The sequence below is a fragment of the Banduia mediterranea genome (genome assembly GCF_031846245.1).
In the GTDB taxonomy this organism is placed as follows: Bacteria; Pseudomonadota; Gammaproteobacteria; order Nevskiales; family Nevskiaceae; genus Banduia; species Banduia mediterranea.
This window is the reverse complement of record NZ_JAVRIC010000017.1, coordinates 38,433-54,584: the sequence shown is the minus strand read 5'-3', so window position 1 is coordinate 54,584 and position 16,152 is coordinate 38,433. Positions and strand designations below refer to the sequence as shown.

The window sequence follows — 16,152 nt, the reverse complement described above, 5'->3', positions numbered from 1 at the left end:
CGGCTTGAATAAAAGCTGTTCTTGGCGTCTTTGCGCAAAACAAACCATCGAAACCGAGGAAAATCCAAAATGCGGTTACGAACTCTTTTCCGCCAAACCGTCGTGTCACTGGGCCTGCTCGGCACCAGCCTGAATCCGCCGACGGCAACGGCCACCGATACCACGGCACCGCTCCCGATCCGCGTGGTGGTACTGGTCAACTATGAACTGGGCGCGGACAGCGGCGACGATGCCGGCGAATTCCAGCATTGGTACGAACGCGGCATCGATGGCCACTCACCTCTGGATTGCATGCCACTGCCGCAAAGCACCCATGCTGCCTGCCTGGATCGCAAGCGCGGCGTGCTGGTCACCTACACCGGCCTCACGGCAGACCGTGCGGCGGCCAGCGTCATGGCAATGGGCATGGACCCACGCTTCGATTTCAGCCAGGCGTACTGGCTGATCGGCGGCATTGCCGGCATCGACCCCAACGACGCCACCGTCGGTTCGGCGGTCTGGGGGAAGTGGGTCGTCAACGGCGACTGGGGTTACGAAATTGACGCGCGCGAAATTCCGGAGGGCTGGACCACCGGCTATATCCCGTTGCACCACAAGACGCCATATTCCGAACCGGTAGACACCAGCCAGGGCAAGGTCTTCAAGCTCAACCCCAGGCTCGGCGACTGGGCCTATGAGCTGACCCGCGACATCAAGCTGGACGACAACAAGACCCTTGCGACGATCCGCGCGGGCTACACCACGTTTCCCGCCGCGCAAAAGCCGCCACGGGTGATGCAGGGCGACAATATCTCCGCCAGCACTTTCTGGCACGGCAAGCTGCTCAACCAATGGGCCAACGACTGGGTCCACTATTGGACGCACGGCCAGGGCGAATTCGTCACCACCGCAGTGGAAGACAGCGGCATACTCGAGGCGATCCGTTTCCTCGAGGCTGGCGGCAAAGCCGATTTCCAGCGGGTGATGCTGCTGCGCACGGGCAGCAACTTCAGCATGCAGCCCACCGGCCTGTCCGCCGCAGACAGCCTGGCACGCGAAATCGATGGTTTCGGCGCGATGGGCCCCGCCGTTGAAGCTCACTGGCGGGTCGGCAGCCCGGTGGTACGCGAACTCAGCGAACACTGGGAGCGGTACCGGCAGAGTCCGTTCGAAGGCGACAAGCCGTAGATCGATTGCCCGAACCGAGCAGGTCCGGACGCCCGAAAAAGCGGGATTCTCGCAAAGACGCGGAGGCGCAAAGAACCGCCTTTTTGACTCAGGGTCTTTCTTTCTGTGCGCCTTTGCGTCTCCGCGCGAGACAAAACCCAGCCCTATATCGCGCCAATAGAACCGAGCACGAACATGCCGAGATTGATCGTCACCGCGGCGGCGATGGTGGTGAGCACGATGATCGCCGCCGCCAGCTTGTCGTTGGCGCCGTAGGCGCGCGCCATGACGAAGCTGGCCGCTGCCGTGGGACTGCCGAAATACAGGAACATCACGCCGAGTTCCGAACCACGGAAGCCCAGCGCATAGGCCAGCGCGGTGAACACCAGCGGCAGACCGAGCAGCTTCATCGTGCTGGCGCTGACCGCGATCCGGCTGGCCTGGGCGATCGCCGCGAGCGACAGCGTGCCGCCGATGCAGATCAGCGCCAACGGCAGGGTGAGGTCGGCGAACAGCTGCGCCGAGCGCATCAGCCAATCGGGCAGACCGATGTCGAAGAACGCGAACGGCAAGGCCAGCACCACGCCGAGTATCAGCGGATTGGTGGCGATACCACGTGCGTTGTCGCGCCAGCTCGAACGGATATCGGCACTGTAGTGGGCCAGAATCACGGTTGACGTCACGTTGTAGATCACGATCACGATCGCGGCGAAGATACCGCCGAGCGCCAGCCCGAAGTCTCCGTAGGAACTGACCGCCAGAGCCAGGCCGACGATGCCGCAATTGCCGCGAAAAGCGCCCTGAACATAGACGCCACGATCTTCCCGTGGAATCCGCCAGATGCCCCAGGCCAGCGCCAGACCGACGCTGGCCAGCATTGCCAGCGTGAAATAGCTCAGGAGGCCGAAGCCGATGGCCGCATGCGTGTCGGCCTTGAGCAGGCTGATGAAGATCAGCGTTGGCATGCAGCCCTTGAACACCAGCAGCGAAGCGGTGCCGATGAAAGCCGAATCGATCCAGCCGATGCGCTTGAGCACGATGCCCAGCAGCACCATCGCGAACACCGGCACGGTGACCGCCAGGGTCTGCGAGAACAGTTCAAGCATCAAATGGTTTGCGGCCTGCTGCGTCCGGCATGTTCCGAGGGCCGACGGCTACTGCGCTTCGTACGGCAACTGATCCTTGTATCGGTCCCAGTGGGCGACGATGTCGTCCACCACCGTGCTGCCGACCACGTAGGCTGCTTCGACCGACGCATCCAGTCCGGCGTAGCCGTCATGGTCCATCAGCAGGTTGTCCACGGCACTGACGCCCGGCGGCTGCATCGCATAATTGCTGGCGGTGCGCAGCACCATGGTGCGCTGCTTGTCGACCTTGCCGGCCTTGTCGAGATACACCAGCGACTGGTACGTGCCGGTGTCTTCCATCGCGGACGACACGAAATTGCCCTTGCCGTCGCTCCAGTACTTGACCCAACGGTTGGCCCAGTCATTGAGCAGCTTGCCGTGCCAATAGGTCATGCCAGCAAGGTTGTCCCCCTTGAGCACGAACGGCGGCTTCTGACCGTTGGGAAAGCCCGCGTAGTTCTCACGCCGACGGCGCAGCACGTCGCTGTCGGGCAGTTCGATGTCCTTGGTGAGCTGATAGGCCCATTCGGTCATCTTCGGGTCCAGGTGAAACACTTCGCCGGACGATTCCGGGCGCGGCTTCTCATACGGTGACTTGGTGCCGCGCGCGAAATAACCGGTGATCCAGTCTTCGGGAATCTCGCGGGGATCGATTTCATGGGCGAGATCGCCGTCGACCAGGTACTCGGCCCAGGCGGCCGAGCCGATCGAAGCGTCTTCGGGATCGAAACCGGCAATCCCGGCGACCAGCCAGTAGGCCTTGCTCAGATCGAAACGCGGGTCCAGGCCCAGCGCCATGATCGCGCTCGACGAATTCATGGTGCCGATGCCGGTGACCATGCCGAGCACGCCGGTGTCCGGATTGAAGAACAGATCGTGATGATGCGGAAACGCGAAGCGCTGGCTCAGCTTCTGGCGCTCGTACCAGAGCTGGAATTCGGCGGCCTGATCGCCCGTGTCCTCGCCGATTTCGAACATCGTGACCACCACCACCTTGACCTCCAGCGGTTCGGCCTGCGTCGGCGATTCGATGGCGGCTTGGCTCGCCTCGGCCGCGGCATCACCTGCGGCCGTATCGACCTGGGCCGGCTCCGCCGACTGCGGCGAGCATCCGGCGAGCGCCAGCGCGACCGCAGCCACGCACAGGAAGCCGGATATCCAGCCCAAGAGTCTGTGGATATTGATCGTGTTCACCTGCCCCTACTCCTTGCTCTATCGACCCATCGCATTCGTAAGGGACGCGGCGCGCGAGCCGCATCCAACACAGAATCGAGTGGCCAGCCTGCTTCCCGAATTGGGTCGGGATGGTATCCCAAGCCGACGTCAATGCGCCCGGGGATTCGCTCATGCTTTGGCGCCCAGCCTTTTTCGGCGTCCGCGTCGTGGGCTCCCGCCCACCATTCCGGATCAAGCCTGCGGCTTGTCCGGAATGACGACGGACGTATGCTTGCCGGCTCCCCAAAAAGGCGCGGACAGTCGCCCATCCGCGCCCCTTGCCAAACCACCCGCTGCGCAGCCCTAGAACTTGTAACCCAGGGTGACCAGCCAGTTGCGCGGGGTTTCCGGCAGCACCACGGAGGAGCCGAACAGATCCGGGAAGTTGGAGCGGTAGTACTCCTCGTTCGTCAGGTTCTTGCCGGACAGGCCGACCGTCCAATGCGTCATTTCGTAGTTGATGCCCGCGTTCACCAGGGTGTACTCCGGCAGCTTCACGGACTGCGAGAAGCCCGAATAGACCGAGTCCACATGCGTGGCGCCGACGGTCGCCGTCAGACCGGACATCCAGCCCGTGGTGCCGGTGTAGATCAGGTAGACGCTGTAGATGTTCTCGGGAACGCCGGCTTTGCGCGCGCTTTCATTATCGTAGACGTTGCCGATGGCCACACCACCGAACATCCGCGAAGGATCAACGCCCTCGGGCAGGTCTTCGGCGCCGGCGAACGAGAACTGGTTGCCGTTCTGCGCTGCCGTCAGGTTGTGAACCTCAAGATTGGTCCAGGCGCCGGTTACGGCAAAGTTGTCGTTGATGACGCCGCGGAACTCGAACTCCCAGCCCTTGGCTTCGGTGGTGTTGTTGGTCACCGTGTCCTGGGCGTTGTAGTCGACGCGCTCCTGCTTGAAATGCGCGACAGTGGTGTAGATGCGGCCACCCCACAGACTGGCCTTGACACCATATTCGGTGAGCTCCGAATCGGCTACGGCATGACCGTCCATGACGATACTGGCCGGCACCTGGCCACCTTGGCCGACGATCAAGGTGGTCTGCTTGGACTTGGTGAAGTACGGCGTCATCCCGGTCTTCGGAATGTCGTACGAAAGACTCCCGGACCAGGAGAAGGCGTCGTCGGAGGAGTCGAACTGGGTTCCGGCGATGTCGGCACAGTCGGCACCCTCGATACAGGTCGACTCCACGTCGATCTGGTCGTAGCGCGCGCCGGCCAGCAGGTGAATGTCGCTGAAGAACGTGTAGTCGGCCAGCACGGCCGCGGCGAGATCGGTGAAGTTGCCCTTGGTATGCGACGAATAGGGTTCGAGCCCGGGATCACGGGTCGCCAGTGAGCGCCGATCCACCGGCGAACCCGGCTGGGTGATGTCGCGGCGATCGAAATACTCGAAGGCGAAGTTGTCGCCGTGTTCGAAGTCCTGATAGCGGATCGAGGGGCTGAACTGGTAAGCCGCCTCCACCTTGTCACCGTGCATGGTCTGGTAGGCGAAGATCAACTGATCTTCGAAGGCCCAGGTGTCCGCGAACTGCGAGAAGCCGTACTGGTTCTCGTTGTTGTTCTTGAGCGATTCGTAGAACGACTTGTTGGTCATCGTCAGGCCGCTGTCGAAATCGTGAATGAAGTCGAAGTACAACGTGATGACGTCATCGGTCAGCTCATCGTCTTCCTGCACGAGAACCTGGCTGCCATCGATGTGGGTCGTGCCCGGATTCTGCAGCGCCATGTACGGGTTGCCGTCAAGCTGGGCATTGATGTCTTCGGCCGAGGTCGTACCGATGCCATTTTCGAAGAGGAAGACCGTCAGATGCTGCGACACGGATTCCGCCGCCGACATCAGACCATCACCATCAAGGTCCAGGGACATCGGCAGGCCGGTGATGTAGGTCCCGTCGTCGATCAGGTCCTGCGTCAGGCGGTTCCAGCCCGCGACCTGGTTGCCTTCGTATTCCTGATACATGCCGCCGAACTCGATGCGCGACTTCGGCGTCAGGTCCATGTTGAACGAGGCCTGGTAGATGCTCTGGTCGGTGGAGGAATTCTCGTAGTAGGACCCGGAATCCTCGGTCTCGGCGTAGACGTAATAGCCGAAGGCCTTGTCGCCGATCTTGCCGGGGCCGCCGACTTCGGCGGTGAGGATGTCCTTGTCCCAGCTGCCGCGCGTGATGTTGAGCTCACCCATGGCCTTGGGCATGTACTGCCCGGTGTCGGCGCGCGCCGACTTCGGGATAAAGTTCAGGTAGCCACCGATCTTCGACGGGCCGTAGATCGGGGAAGCCGGACCGCGCACGATGTCGATACGGTCGGTGGCGCCGATCGGCGTCGGATAGTTGCCGGGGTTGTCGATGCGACGAACACCACGAAAATAGACTTCGCCCGGCGTACCGCGCACATCCAGCGAACCGGCCACGCCGAAGAACGACTGCGTGAACGAACCCGGGCTCAGGGCCACCAGATCATCCAGCTCGGTCAGGTTGAAACGATTCAGCATTTCGTTGCTGATCGAGGTCACCGAACGCGGCGTCTCGAGCAGCGTCTTGTTGAAACCGAACACCGAACCGTTCGGCTCGGTCGGCAGAATCTCAAGCTGGTCGTTGACCTCGCCTTCGACCACCGTGGTACCCAGTTCGGTCGAGCTTTCCTCTTCATCGGCGTCTTGCGCCAGCAGGGTGCCCGGAGCCGCCAGACTGCCGCCCAACATCATCAATGCCAGGGCCTGTGTGTTCCAGGCCATCTTTGAACGCTTCATGTGACTCCCGTCCCCAAAATAGTTGAAAAGACTTGTCAGCTTCATTTCCGTGACATCTGCACTGGCGCGCCTCAACGGCAACGCCTCCTGCGTGCATCGGTCCCACTCCTTACCGCCGCTGACACCTCGTTCCGGGGCGTCAGTGCTTACCGAATACCTGCCTCCAAGTCACACCTGGCTACCGAATCAGCGAATGACGCGCCGCGCGGTGACTCAATTTTTGAGGGTCCGGCGATGCGTCGGGCGACAGCCCGATCAACGCCTGCCCGCGAGTTCTGCGATCTGACAGCCATGCCGCAAGCGACACCCCGCAGAAATGAATCTGCCTGCGGCATGGCCGTCCCCCCACCCACCGCTCCCGCAAGCGGGCGGGGGCGGTCGGCACATCACGGCGCGCGTGATTCACGTTAAGGCTATTTGGGGATCGCCCCCTCGACCCCGGCCACATACCAGTTCATCGACATCAGCGCTTCGCTTGAAAGTGCATCGTCTTCCGCCACCTTGAGCTTGCCGCCCTGATCCAGCAGCGGCCCCTGGAACGGCGCGAACGATCCATCCGCCAACGCCGCCTTCCTGGCCTCGAACGCCGCCACGCCATCCTCCGGGATCGCCGGCAGCAAGGGCGCCATCTGGATCATGTCGTTGGCGATGCCGCCCTTGATGTCAGCGGGCTTCCAGCTGCCGTCCATCACGGATTGCGCGGTTTCGATATAGAACGGCCCCCAGTTGAGGATCGCCGCGGAAATCTGCGCGTCCGGCGCAAAGCGCGACATGTCCGAATCCCAGCCGCAGGCGTACACGCCTTTTTCCTGCGCCACCTGCAGCGTGGCGGGCGAATCCGTGTTCTGACACATCACGTCCGCGCCCTGCGCGATCAGGGTTTCGGCCGCCTGGCGTTCCTTGCCGGGGTCGTACCAGGTGTTGACCCAGATGACCTTGGTCTTGATGTCCGGATTCACGCTCTGCGCGCCGAGCGTGAACGCATTGATGTTGCGAATCACTTCGGGAATCGGGAACGAGCCGACATAACCCAGCTTGTTGCTCTTGCTGAGACTGCCGGCGAGCACACCGAGCAGGTAGGCCCCTTCATAGGTGCGCGCTTCGTAGACGCCGACATTGCGCCCGGTCTTGAAGCCGGTCGCGTGTTCGAAAGCGACTTTCGGGAACATCCGCGCGACCTTGTGGGTCGCGGTCATGTAGCCGAACGAGGTGGTGAAGATCAGCTGGTTGCCGTCCGCCGCCAGCTGGCGGATCACGCGTTCTGCGTCCGCGCCTTCCGGCACGCTTTCGACATAGGTGGTGTCGACCTGATCGCCCAGCGCCTCGACCAGCGCCAGCCGGCCCTGCTCATGCGCATAGGTCCAGCCGGCGTCGCCGACCGGCCCCACGTAGACAAACGCCACCTTCAGCGGGTCCGCAGCCCAGGCGCTGCCGGCGACGAGCAGACCCGCCGCGAGACTCATCAAGCTCAAACCCAACCGCTTCATTCTGTTCATGCGCTCACAATTTCTGGTTTCAGGGTGTGGGCAATATCCTGGCACCGACTCGACGGCTTCAACATGAAGCGGCACCGTCCCCACCCGTCCCCACTCTGATTCGTGCATGGCGTACGCAAAGCACTGCGTCTTTGCATACACCATGAACTCGACCGGCTATCGGCGAGCGTCGTCGCAATGGTCGTGCCACTGCCGGGACGGTCCGATTTGCCTCGTTTTTACCGGCTCCCGCCCGCGGCGGCCGCACCCATCGGGTGCTGTTCGGACGGGAATGCGCCAAGAGTGCGCACACTCTGCGCCATTGATGTGCGACGATCCGATATTAAGATTGCATACAATTTCAAAGTTGCAGTGCGTACAGCCGGCGCACCACAATTGCGGCGATGGCACAGCCCTTGCGGGCTCGGGCGCTCGGACTCCGTAGTGAATCCCATGGGCAAACTGACGACGCACGTACTCGACACCGCCAGCGGCCGACCGGCTGCCGCGCTGACGCTGGAGCTGTTCCGCCTGGACGGCGGACGTCGCTCGCTGCTGCGCGCACAAACCAACAAGGACGGCCGCGCCGACGCGCCACTGCTCGACGCCGCCGCCTTCGAAGCCGGACGCTACGAACTGGTGTTCGACGTGGCCGATTACTTTCGCGCCCAGGGCACGGCCCTGCCCGAACCGCCTTTTCTGGATGAGGTGGTGTTGCGCTTCGGCATCGCCGAACCCACGCAGCATTACCACGTGCCGCTGCTGGTCTCGCCGTGGAGCTACTCCACCTACCGCGGCAGTTGAGGCCGAAACCCACACCATGATTCCGGTCGCCGCCGATCAGTCCGTCCGCTTCGTCCTCAATGGCGAAACGCGCTGCGTGGACGGCCTTCCGGCGACGACCACGGTACTGCAATACCTGCGCGAACACGCCGGACTCAGCGGCACCAAGGAAGGCTGCGCCGAAGGCGACTGCGGCGCCTGCACCGTGGTGCTCGGTGAACTCGACGATTCCGAAGCGGCCGTGCGCTATCGCGCGATCAACGCCTGCATCCGCTTCCTGCCGACGATCGACGGCAAGGAACTGCTCACGGTCGAAGGCCTGCGCGCCGCCGACGGCAGGCTGCACCCGGTGCAACAGGCGATGGTCGATGCGCACGGTTCGCAGTGCGGCTTCTGCACGCCGGGCTTCGTGATGTCGCTGTTCGCGCTGTATCTGCAAAAGCCGGCGGTCGAGCGCGACGAGGTCGTGGAGTGCCTGTCCGGCAACCTGTGTCGCTGCACCGGCTACCGGCCGATCATCGACGCCGGCTGCCGCATGGGCGGCTATCCCGGGCCGACACACTGGTCGCGTGAGGAAACCACGGCATCGTCGCGTGTGCAGGCGCTGCGCCAAATCCAGCGCGACGCGACGTTCGAACAGGTGGGCTACGCCGCGCCGCGCACGCTGGACACACTCGCCGCCGCGCTGATCGAGCAACCCGAGGCGACGATTCTTGCCGGCAGCACCGACGTCGGCCTGTGGGCCACCAAGCACCTGCGCGAGCTGCCGGCGCTGGTTTATGTCGGCGAGGTCTCCGAACTCCGGACGATTGCCGAGACCGAAGCCGGCCTCGATATCGGCGCCGCCGTCTCCTTGACCGACGCCTGGGCCGCCATCGTCGCCCACTACCCGACGCTGGCCGAAGTCGCGCAACGCTTCGCCTCGCCGCCGGTGCGCAACGCCGGCACGCTCGGTGGCAACGTCGCCAACGGTTCGCCGATCGGCGACTCGATGCCGGTGCTGATCGCGCTCGGCGCCGAAATCACGCTGCGCCGTGGTGATGCCCTGCGCCGCCTGCCGCTGGAAGATTTCTATCTCGGCTATCAGAAGAAGAACTGGCAGCCCGGCGAATTCCTGGTGGCGATCCATGTTCCGGCGCCGCGTGCCGGCGTGTGGGTCGAAAGCTACAAGCTGTCCAAGCGGCTCGATCAGGACATTTCCGCGGTCTGTAGTGCCTACGCCATTCGCGTCGAGGATGGCCTGGTGCGCGACGCCCGCATCGCTCACGGCGGCATGGCCGCGATTCCGGCACGCGCACGCGAAGCCGAGGCCGCCTTGATCGGCCAGCCCTGGAGTGACGCAACAACCGATTTGGCGATCGCGGCGCTGGCCCGCGACTACGCGCCGATCGGCGACATGCGCGCCTCCGCCGACTACCGCCTGCGCGGCGCCGGCAATCTGCTGCGCCGCTTCTATCTCGCGCATCCGCTGCGCGGCCATGCGCCGCTGTTGCGCACGCTGGCGGTGAAGCTGTGATCGGCAGCGCCACGCCGCACGAAAGCGCGCAGCTGCACGTCAGCGGCGGCGCGCATTACGCGGACGACATCAATCTGCCGGCCAACACCGTGCACGCCGCCTTCGGCCTCAGCCCGGTGGCGCACGCGCACATCCTCAACATGGACCTGAGCGCGGTGCGCGCCGCACCGGGCGTGGTCGCGGTCTGCACCGCCGCTGACATTCCCGGCCGCAACAACTATGGCGGCATCCAGCCCGACGATCCGGTGTTCGCCGAGAACCTCGTCGAATACGCCGGGCAGTCGCTGTTCCTGGTCGCCGCCAACAGCTATACCGCCGCACGCAGGGCGGCGCGGCTGGCGCAGGCCGACTACGAAACCCTGCCGGCGATTCTCGACATTCGCTCGGCGCTGGCCGCGCAAAGCTACGTGATGCCGAGCAAGCGCATCCTGCGCGGCGAACCGACGCAGGCGCTGGCCGAGGCAGCGCACCGCCTGCACGGCAGCATCGACATCGGCGGCCAGGATCACTTCTATCTGGAAGGCCAGATCGCAATCGCGATCCCGCAAGAAGACGACACGATCCTGATTCACAGCTCTACCCAGCACCCCAGCGAAGTCCAGCACATGGTCGGCGACGTGCTCGGCTGGCCCTCGCACCGCATCAACGTGCAATGCCGGCGCATGGGCGGCGGCTTCGGCGGCAAGGAAAGCCAGCCGGCGCTGCTGGCGGCGGCCGCGGCGGTGATGGCGCGCAAGACCGGCCGCCCGGTCAAGCTGCGCCTGGACCGCGACGACGACATGCTGCTCACCGGCAAGCGCCACGACTTTCTCGCCGACTACGAGGCCGGCTTCGACGACACCGGCCGCATCCAGGCGCTGCAAGTGATGATGGCCTCGCGCTGCGGTTATTCGGCGGATTTGTCGAGCCCGGTCAACGACCGCGCCGTCTGCCACATCGACAACGCCTATTTCCTCGAACATCTCGATCTGGTCTGCCATCTGTGCAAGACCAACACGGTCTCCAACACCGCTTTCAGGGGCTTCGGCGGACCGCAGGGCATGCTCATCATCGAGCAGATCGTCGACGAGATCGCGCGCAGGCTGCGGCTCGATCCGCTGACCGTGCGCCGCCGCAACTACTACGGCATCGACGAGCGCAACGAAACCCACTACGGCCAGATCGTCGAGGACAATGTGCTCGACACCATCACCGATCAGCTTGCCGCCAGCAGCGGCTACGAACGCCGTCGAGCCGGGATCGCCGAATTCAACGCTGCCAACCCGATCATCAAGCGCGGCATCGCGCTGACGCCGGTGAAGTTCGGCATCTCCTTCAACGCCGTGCGCTACAACCAGGCCGGCGCGCTGCTCCACATCTACACCGACGGCAGCGTGCTGCTCAATCACGGCGGCACCGAAATGGGCCAGGGCCTGTACACCAAGGTCGCGCAGGTGGTCGCCCAGGAACTCGGCCTGCCGCTGGGCGCGGTGCGCCTCAGCAGTACCGACACCAGCAAGGTTCCCAACACCTCCGCCACCGCCGCCTCCAGCGGCTCCGACCTCAACGGCAAGGCCGCGCAGGCGGCGGCAATCACCCTGCGCGAACGCCTCACCGACTTCGCCTGCCGCATCACGCCGGACCTGAAACCCGAGCAGGTGCGCTTCGCCGACGGCCACGTCGAACTCGGCGAACACTCGATCGGTTTCAAGAATCTCGTTGCGCTGGCCTACGACGCGCGCGTGCAACTGTCCGCCACCGGCTACTACGCCACGCCCAAGATTCATTGGGACCGCGAGCACCTGCACGGCCGGCCGTTCTTCTATTTCGCCTACGGCGCCGCCGTCTCCGAAGTCGCGATCGACACGCTGACCGGCGAAAGCCAGTTGCTGCGCACCGACATCCTGCATGACGTCGGCCGCTCGCTGAATCCCGCGATCGATCTCGGCCAGATCGAAGGCGGTTTCGTTCAGGGCATGGGCTGGCTGACGACCGAGGAACTGGTCTGGAACGCGCACGGAGAACTGCGCACGCACGCGCCCTCGACCTACAAGATCCCGACCGCGCGCGAATGGCCCGAACACTTCGACGTGCGCCTGCTCGAACACGAGCCCAATCGCGAGGACACGATTCATCGTTCCAAGGCCGTCGGCGAGCCACCCTTGATGCTGGCAATCTCGGTGCTGCACGCGATTCGCGACGCGGTCGCCGCCTGTGGTGACGGCACCGCGATTCCGAGGCTGCGGGCGCCGGCGACGGCGGAGGCGGTGCTGGGGGCGGTGGAGGGGATTCGGGGGGATGCGCGATGAATAGCCCGGACGCGTGGGCACGCTGCGCTTTGCCCACCCTACGGCCCCGGGCACACGGCGAGACCGTGGGGAGGGCAAAGGCCAAAGGCCGTGCCCACGCGGGCAGGGTCGCCACAAACGCGTGGACACGAGCGCAAGCCAGTCATGCTTAGCCTCCACACAGCCCCACAATCCGCGCAGTCCATTGCAACCGGCGACTGGCTGCGTCCGCTGCACAGCTGGCCGCGCCAAACCCTCGCCAGCCTGCGTGACCACCCGGCCGTCGTCCGCGTGCTGATCGCCGGCGTTCGCGGCTCCGCCCCGCGGGAGGCCGGCGCCTGCATGCTGCTGGCGGGCGACACACTGTATGGCACCGTCGGCGGTGGCCATCTCGAATGGCAGGCACTGCGCGCCGCGCGCGAGCTGTTGGGCGGTGACGCGAACGCCCGCGTGCAGAAACTGATACTCGGCATCGAACTCGGCCAATGCTGCGGCGGCGTGGTCGAAGTCTGGCTGGAACGTTGGGCCGGCGCAGACCGCCCGCTGCTCGAACGACTCGTGACCGAACTGGAAACCGGCAAGCCGCTATGGCTGCGCAGCACCCTGCGCGGCGACCGCATCGAAGCCCGCAGCATCGTGTCGGCCGACGCGCAGACGCCCGTCACACTACAACGCGACCCCACCAAGGACAGCGCCGAACTGCTCGAACGCCTCGACGATGCCCGCCAGCCGCTGTGGCTGTACGGCGCCGGCCACGTCGGCCAGGCCCTGGTGCGTGTGCTGGCCGAACTGCCGCTGCAAGTCAGCTGGATCGATGCCCGACCCGGCGTGTTTCCGGCGGACCTGCCGGAATCGGTGACGCCGCGCGCCACCGCGCCGCTGGCGCTGCAGCACGAGGCACCACCCGGCGCCGCGCACATCGTCATGACGCACGATCATGCACTGGACTACGCGCTGGTGCTGGCCCTGCTGCAGCGCGACGACGCACGCTACCTCGGCCTGATCGGCTCGGCCAGCAAGGCCGCGCGCTTCCGGTCGCGGCTGCGTCGCGACGGCATCGACGAGGCGCGTCTGGCGCGGCTGATCTGCCCGATCGGCGTGCCCGGCATCGACAGCAAATGGCCCGGCGCCATCGCCGTGGGCGTGGCCGCACAGCTCATGCAGACGCTGAGTACCCCAGCCGACCCAAGCGCCTCGCCGGCCCCACAGCCGGTCGAGTCTCCCTGCAATGCCGGTCAGTGCCACATATGCCAAGCCAAGCAGAGCTGAACGCACCGCGCCTGGTATTGCGCGGCATCTCCAAGCGCTATCCCGGCGTGGTCGCCAACGACGGCGTGGACCTGTGCGTGCAGCGCGGCGAGATTCACGCGTTGATGGGCGAGAACGGCGCCGGCAAGAGCACGCTGATGAAGATCGTCTACGGCGTGACGCGCCCCGATGAAGGCCAGATCGAATGGGAAGGCCGGCCGGTGACGATCGCCAACCCGAAAGCGGCACGCGCGCTGGGCATCGGCATGGTGTTCCAGCACTTTTCGCTGTTCGAAACCCTGAGCGTGGCCGAAAACATTTCGCTGGCGCTGGACCAACGCGAAGCGCTGCCGCAACTCGGCGAGCGCATTCGCGAGGTCTCGCAGCGTTACGGCCTGCCGGTGGACCCGCAGCGGCTGGTGCACAGCATGTCGGTGGGCGAGCGCCAGCGCGTGGAGATCGTGCGCTGCCTGTTGCAGCGACCGCGCCTGCTGATCATGGACGAACCGACCTCGGTGCTGACGCCGCAGGCGGTGCGCGTGCTGTTCGAGACCCTGCGCCGGCTCGCGGCCGAAGGCGTGAGCATTCTCTACATCAGCCACAAGCTCGACGAAATCCGCGAGCTGTGCGGCACCGCCACGGTGCTGCGCGGCGGCCGCGTCAGCGGCACTGCCACACCGGCCACGCAAAGCAATGCAAGTCTGGCGCGGCTGATGATCGGCAACGAACTCACCGAATGCCGGCTGACGCCGCGCGAAGCCGGCGACATCCGGCTGGAGCTGACCAATCTGACACTGGCCTCGCCCGACCCCTTCGGCACGTCCCTGCACAACATCGACCTGCGCGTGCGCAGCGGCGAGATCATCGGCATCGCCGGCGTCTCCGGTAACGGCCAGACCGAACTGATGGCGGCGATCTCCGGCGAGACGCCGTGCACGGATGCCGGTCAGGTCCGGCTCGGCGGCCTGCCGGTCGGCCAGTCCGACCCGGCGCGGCGCCGTACGCTGGGCCTGGCCTTCGTCCCCGAGGACCGGCTCGGTCACGGCGCGGTACCGGAAATGAGCCTCGCCGACAATGCGCTGCTGACCGGCGCCGCGAGCATGGTGCGTCGCGGGCTGGTGAAGATGCGCACGGCGCGCGCCTTCGCCGAGCAGGTGATCGCGGCCTACAAGGTCAAGTGCAACGGCACGCAGTCAGCCGCCAACAGCCTGTCCGGCGGCAACCTGCAGAAATTCATCGTCGGCCGCGAGATCAGTCACGAACCCGAGGTGATGCTGGCCGCGCAGCCGACCTGGGGCGTGGACGTGGGCGCCGCGCAAATGATCCGCCAGGCGCTGATCGACCTGCGCGACCGCGGTGGCGCGGTGCTGGTGGTGTCCGAGGAACTCGACGAACTGTTCTCGATCTGCGACCGGATCGCCGTCATCGCCAGCGGACAACTGTCACCGCTGCGCACGCCGGCCGAGACCAGCATCGAGGAGATCGGCAGCTGGATGGCCGGCGGCTTCATCCAGCGCGAGGAGGCCGAACGTGCTGCGGCTTGAGAAACGCCCGGAACCCTCGGGCGCGATGCGCCTGGCCTCGCCGTTGATCGCGGCGGTGGCGATGCTGCTCACCGGCCTGCTGATCTTCCTGATCCTTGGCAAGAACCCGGTCGAAGCCTTTCAGGTGTTCTTCATCAAGCCGCTGAACAGCGTCTACGGACTCGGGGAACTGCTGCTCAAGACCACGCCGTTGCTGCTGTGCGCGCTGGGTCTGGCGATCGGCTTTCGCGCCAATGTCTGGAACATCGGCGCCGAGGGCCAGCTGATCGTCGGCGCGCTGGCCGGCACCGGCGTGGCGCTGGCCTGGGGCGAAACCGAATCGTCGTGGATCTTGCCGGCGATGCTGGTCGCCGGCGTGCTCGGCGGCATGCTGTGGGCGGCGATTCCGGCGCTGCTGCGCACGCGCTTTCACACCAACGAAATCCTCACCAGCCTGATGCTGGTCTACATCGCGCAACTGCTGCTGGCCTGGCTGGTGCACGGCCCCTGGCGCGATCCGATGGGTTTCAACTTTCCGCAGTCGCGCCTGTTCGAGGAATGGGAACTGCTGCCGATTCTGTGGAACGGCACGCGCGTCAACATCGCCTTTGTGTTTGCGCTGCTGCTGGTCGCCGCGTCCTGGTTCTTCACCCGGAAAACCCACGCCGGTTTTCGCATGCAGGTTTCCGGTCTGGCCCCGGCGGCCGCCACCTACGCCGGCTTCGGCAGCGCACGCAACATCTGGCTTGCGCTGCTGATCAGTGGCGGTGCGGCCGGCCTCGCCGGCCTCGGCGAAGTCGCCGGCCCGATCGGCCAGTTGCAGCCGCAAATCTCGCCCGGCTACGGCTTCGCCGCGATCATCGTCGCCTTCGTCGGGCGCCTGCATCCGGTCGGAATCCTGCTGGCCTCGCTGCTGATGTCGCTGCTGTATCTCGGCGGTGAGCAGGCGCAAATGAACCTGGCACTGCCTTCGGCGATCACCGGACTGTTCCAGGGCTTGTTGCTGTTCTATCTGCTGGCGGCGGATCTGTTCGTGAACTTCCGGCTGCGCATCAGAACCGTGGCGGGAGCAGCGTGATGCCGGGAACGACCGTA

At 65.1% G+C, this 16,152-nt stretch carries 11 protein-coding genes; 7 read left to right on the top strand and 4 right to left on the bottom strand.

What is annotated here, in order from left to right; translation table 11 throughout:
• Positions 1 to 102: 102 nt before the first annotated feature.
• Positions 103 to 1,167, top strand: a complete 1,065-nt coding sequence (locus RM530_RS12205) for a purine nucleoside permease (RefSeq protein WP_311365513.1) — start codon at positions 103 to 105, stop codon at positions 1,165 to 1,167.
• Between the two features lie 143 nt (positions 1,168 to 1,310).
• Here the strand turns inward: RM530_RS12205 and RM530_RS12200 are convergent, their stop codons facing one another.
• From RM530_RS12200 to RM530_RS12185, 4 genes are all read right to left on the bottom strand, one after another.
• A complete protein-coding gene (locus RM530_RS12200; RefSeq protein ID WP_311365512.1) occupies positions 1,311 to 2,252 on the bottom strand; it encodes an AEC family transporter in 942 nt (313 codons plus the stop codon).
• Between the two features lie 48 nt (positions 2,253 to 2,300).
• Positions 2,301 to 3,458 (bottom strand): purine nucleoside permease, encoded by a 1,158-nt coding sequence (locus RM530_RS12195; RefSeq protein WP_432276096.1) that lies wholly within the window; start codon positions 3,456 to 3,458, stop codon positions 2,301 to 2,303.
• A 333-nt stretch (positions 3,459 to 3,791) separates the two neighbouring features.
• Positions 3,792 to 6,200, bottom strand: a complete 2,409-nt coding sequence (locus tag RM530_RS12190; RefSeq protein ID WP_432276095.1) for a TonB-dependent siderophore receptor — start codon at positions 6,198 to 6,200, stop codon at positions 3,792 to 3,794.
• Positions 6,201 to 6,658: 458 nt separating this feature from the next.
• Positions 6,659 to 7,741 (bottom strand): BMP family ABC transporter substrate-binding protein, encoded by a 1,083-nt coding sequence (locus tag RM530_RS12185; RefSeq protein WP_311365509.1) that lies wholly within the window; start codon positions 7,739 to 7,741, stop codon positions 6,659 to 6,661.
• A gap of 432 nt (positions 7,742 to 8,173) precedes the next feature.
• On the opposite strand from RM530_RS12185, the gene uraH reads away from it, so the two are divergent.
• The 6 genes from uraH (at position 8,174) to RM530_RS12155 (ending at position 16,135) form a co-directional block, all read left to right on the top strand.
• Positions 8,174 to 8,524, top strand: a complete 351-nt coding sequence (uraH, locus tag RM530_RS12180; protein WP_311365508.1) for a hydroxyisourate hydrolase — start codon at positions 8,174 to 8,176, stop codon at positions 8,522 to 8,524.
• 16 nt (positions 8,525 to 8,540) lie between these two features.
• A complete protein-coding gene (gene xdhA / locus RM530_RS12175; RefSeq protein ID WP_311365507.1) occupies positions 8,541 to 10,019 on the top strand; it encodes a xanthine dehydrogenase small subunit in 1,479 nt (492 codons plus the stop codon).
• The gene (gene xdhB / locus RM530_RS12170; RefSeq protein WP_311365506.1) at positions 10,016 to 12,307 is read left to right on the top strand and encodes a xanthine dehydrogenase molybdopterin binding subunit; all 2,292 of its coding nucleotides are present in this window, start codon (positions 10,016 to 10,018) and stop codon (positions 12,305 to 12,307) included. The genes xdhA and xdhB overlap by 4 nt, the downstream gene beginning before the upstream one ends.
• A 144-nt stretch (positions 12,308 to 12,451) precedes the next feature.
• Positions 12,452 to 13,555, top strand: a complete 1,104-nt coding sequence (gene xdhC / locus RM530_RS12165; protein ID WP_311365505.1) for a xanthine dehydrogenase accessory protein XdhC — start codon at positions 12,452 to 12,454, stop codon at positions 13,553 to 13,555.
• Positions 13,534 to 15,078, top strand: coding sequence for an ABC transporter ATP-binding protein (locus RM530_RS12160; protein WP_311365504.1), 1,545 nt, complete (start codon positions 13,534 to 13,536; stop codon positions 15,076 to 15,078). The genes xdhC and RM530_RS12160 overlap by 22 nt, the downstream gene beginning before the upstream one ends.
• The gene (locus tag RM530_RS12155) at positions 15,065 to 16,135 is read left to right on the top strand and encodes an ABC transporter permease (protein WP_311365503.1); all 1,071 of its coding nucleotides are present in this window, start codon (positions 15,065 to 15,067) and stop codon (positions 16,133 to 16,135) included. Before RM530_RS12160 ends, RM530_RS12155 begins: the two co-directional genes overlap by 14 nt.
• Positions 16,136 to 16,152: the final 17 nt, after the last annotated feature.

Coding starts and splice junctions, on each gene's coding strand:
- RM530_RS12190 (WP_432276095.1), bottom strand. CDS start 6,200: ATGATGTTGGGCGGCAGTCTGGCGGCTCCGGGCACCCTGCTGGCGCAA.
- xdhA (WP_311365507.1), top strand. CDS start 8,541: ATGATTCCGGTCGCCGCCGATCAGTCCGTCCGCTTCGTCCTCAATGGC.
- uraH (WP_311365508.1), top strand. CDS start 8,174: ATGGGCAAACTGACGACGCACGTACTCGACACCGCCAGCGGCCGACCG.
- RM530_RS12200 (WP_311365512.1), bottom strand. CDS start 2,252: ATGCTTGAACTGTTCTCGCAGACCCTGGCGGTCACCGTGCCGGTGTTC.
- RM530_RS12160 (WP_311365504.1), top strand. CDS start 13,534: ATGCCAAGCCAAGCAGAGCTGAACGCACCGCGCCTGGTATTGCGCGGC.
- xdhC (WP_311365505.1), top strand. CDS start 12,452: ATGCTTAGCCTCCACACAGCCCCACAATCCGCGCAGTCCATTGCAACC.
- RM530_RS12185 (WP_311365509.1), bottom strand. CDS start 7,741: ATGAACAGAATGAAGCGGTTGGGTTTGAGCTTGATGAGTCTCGCGGCG.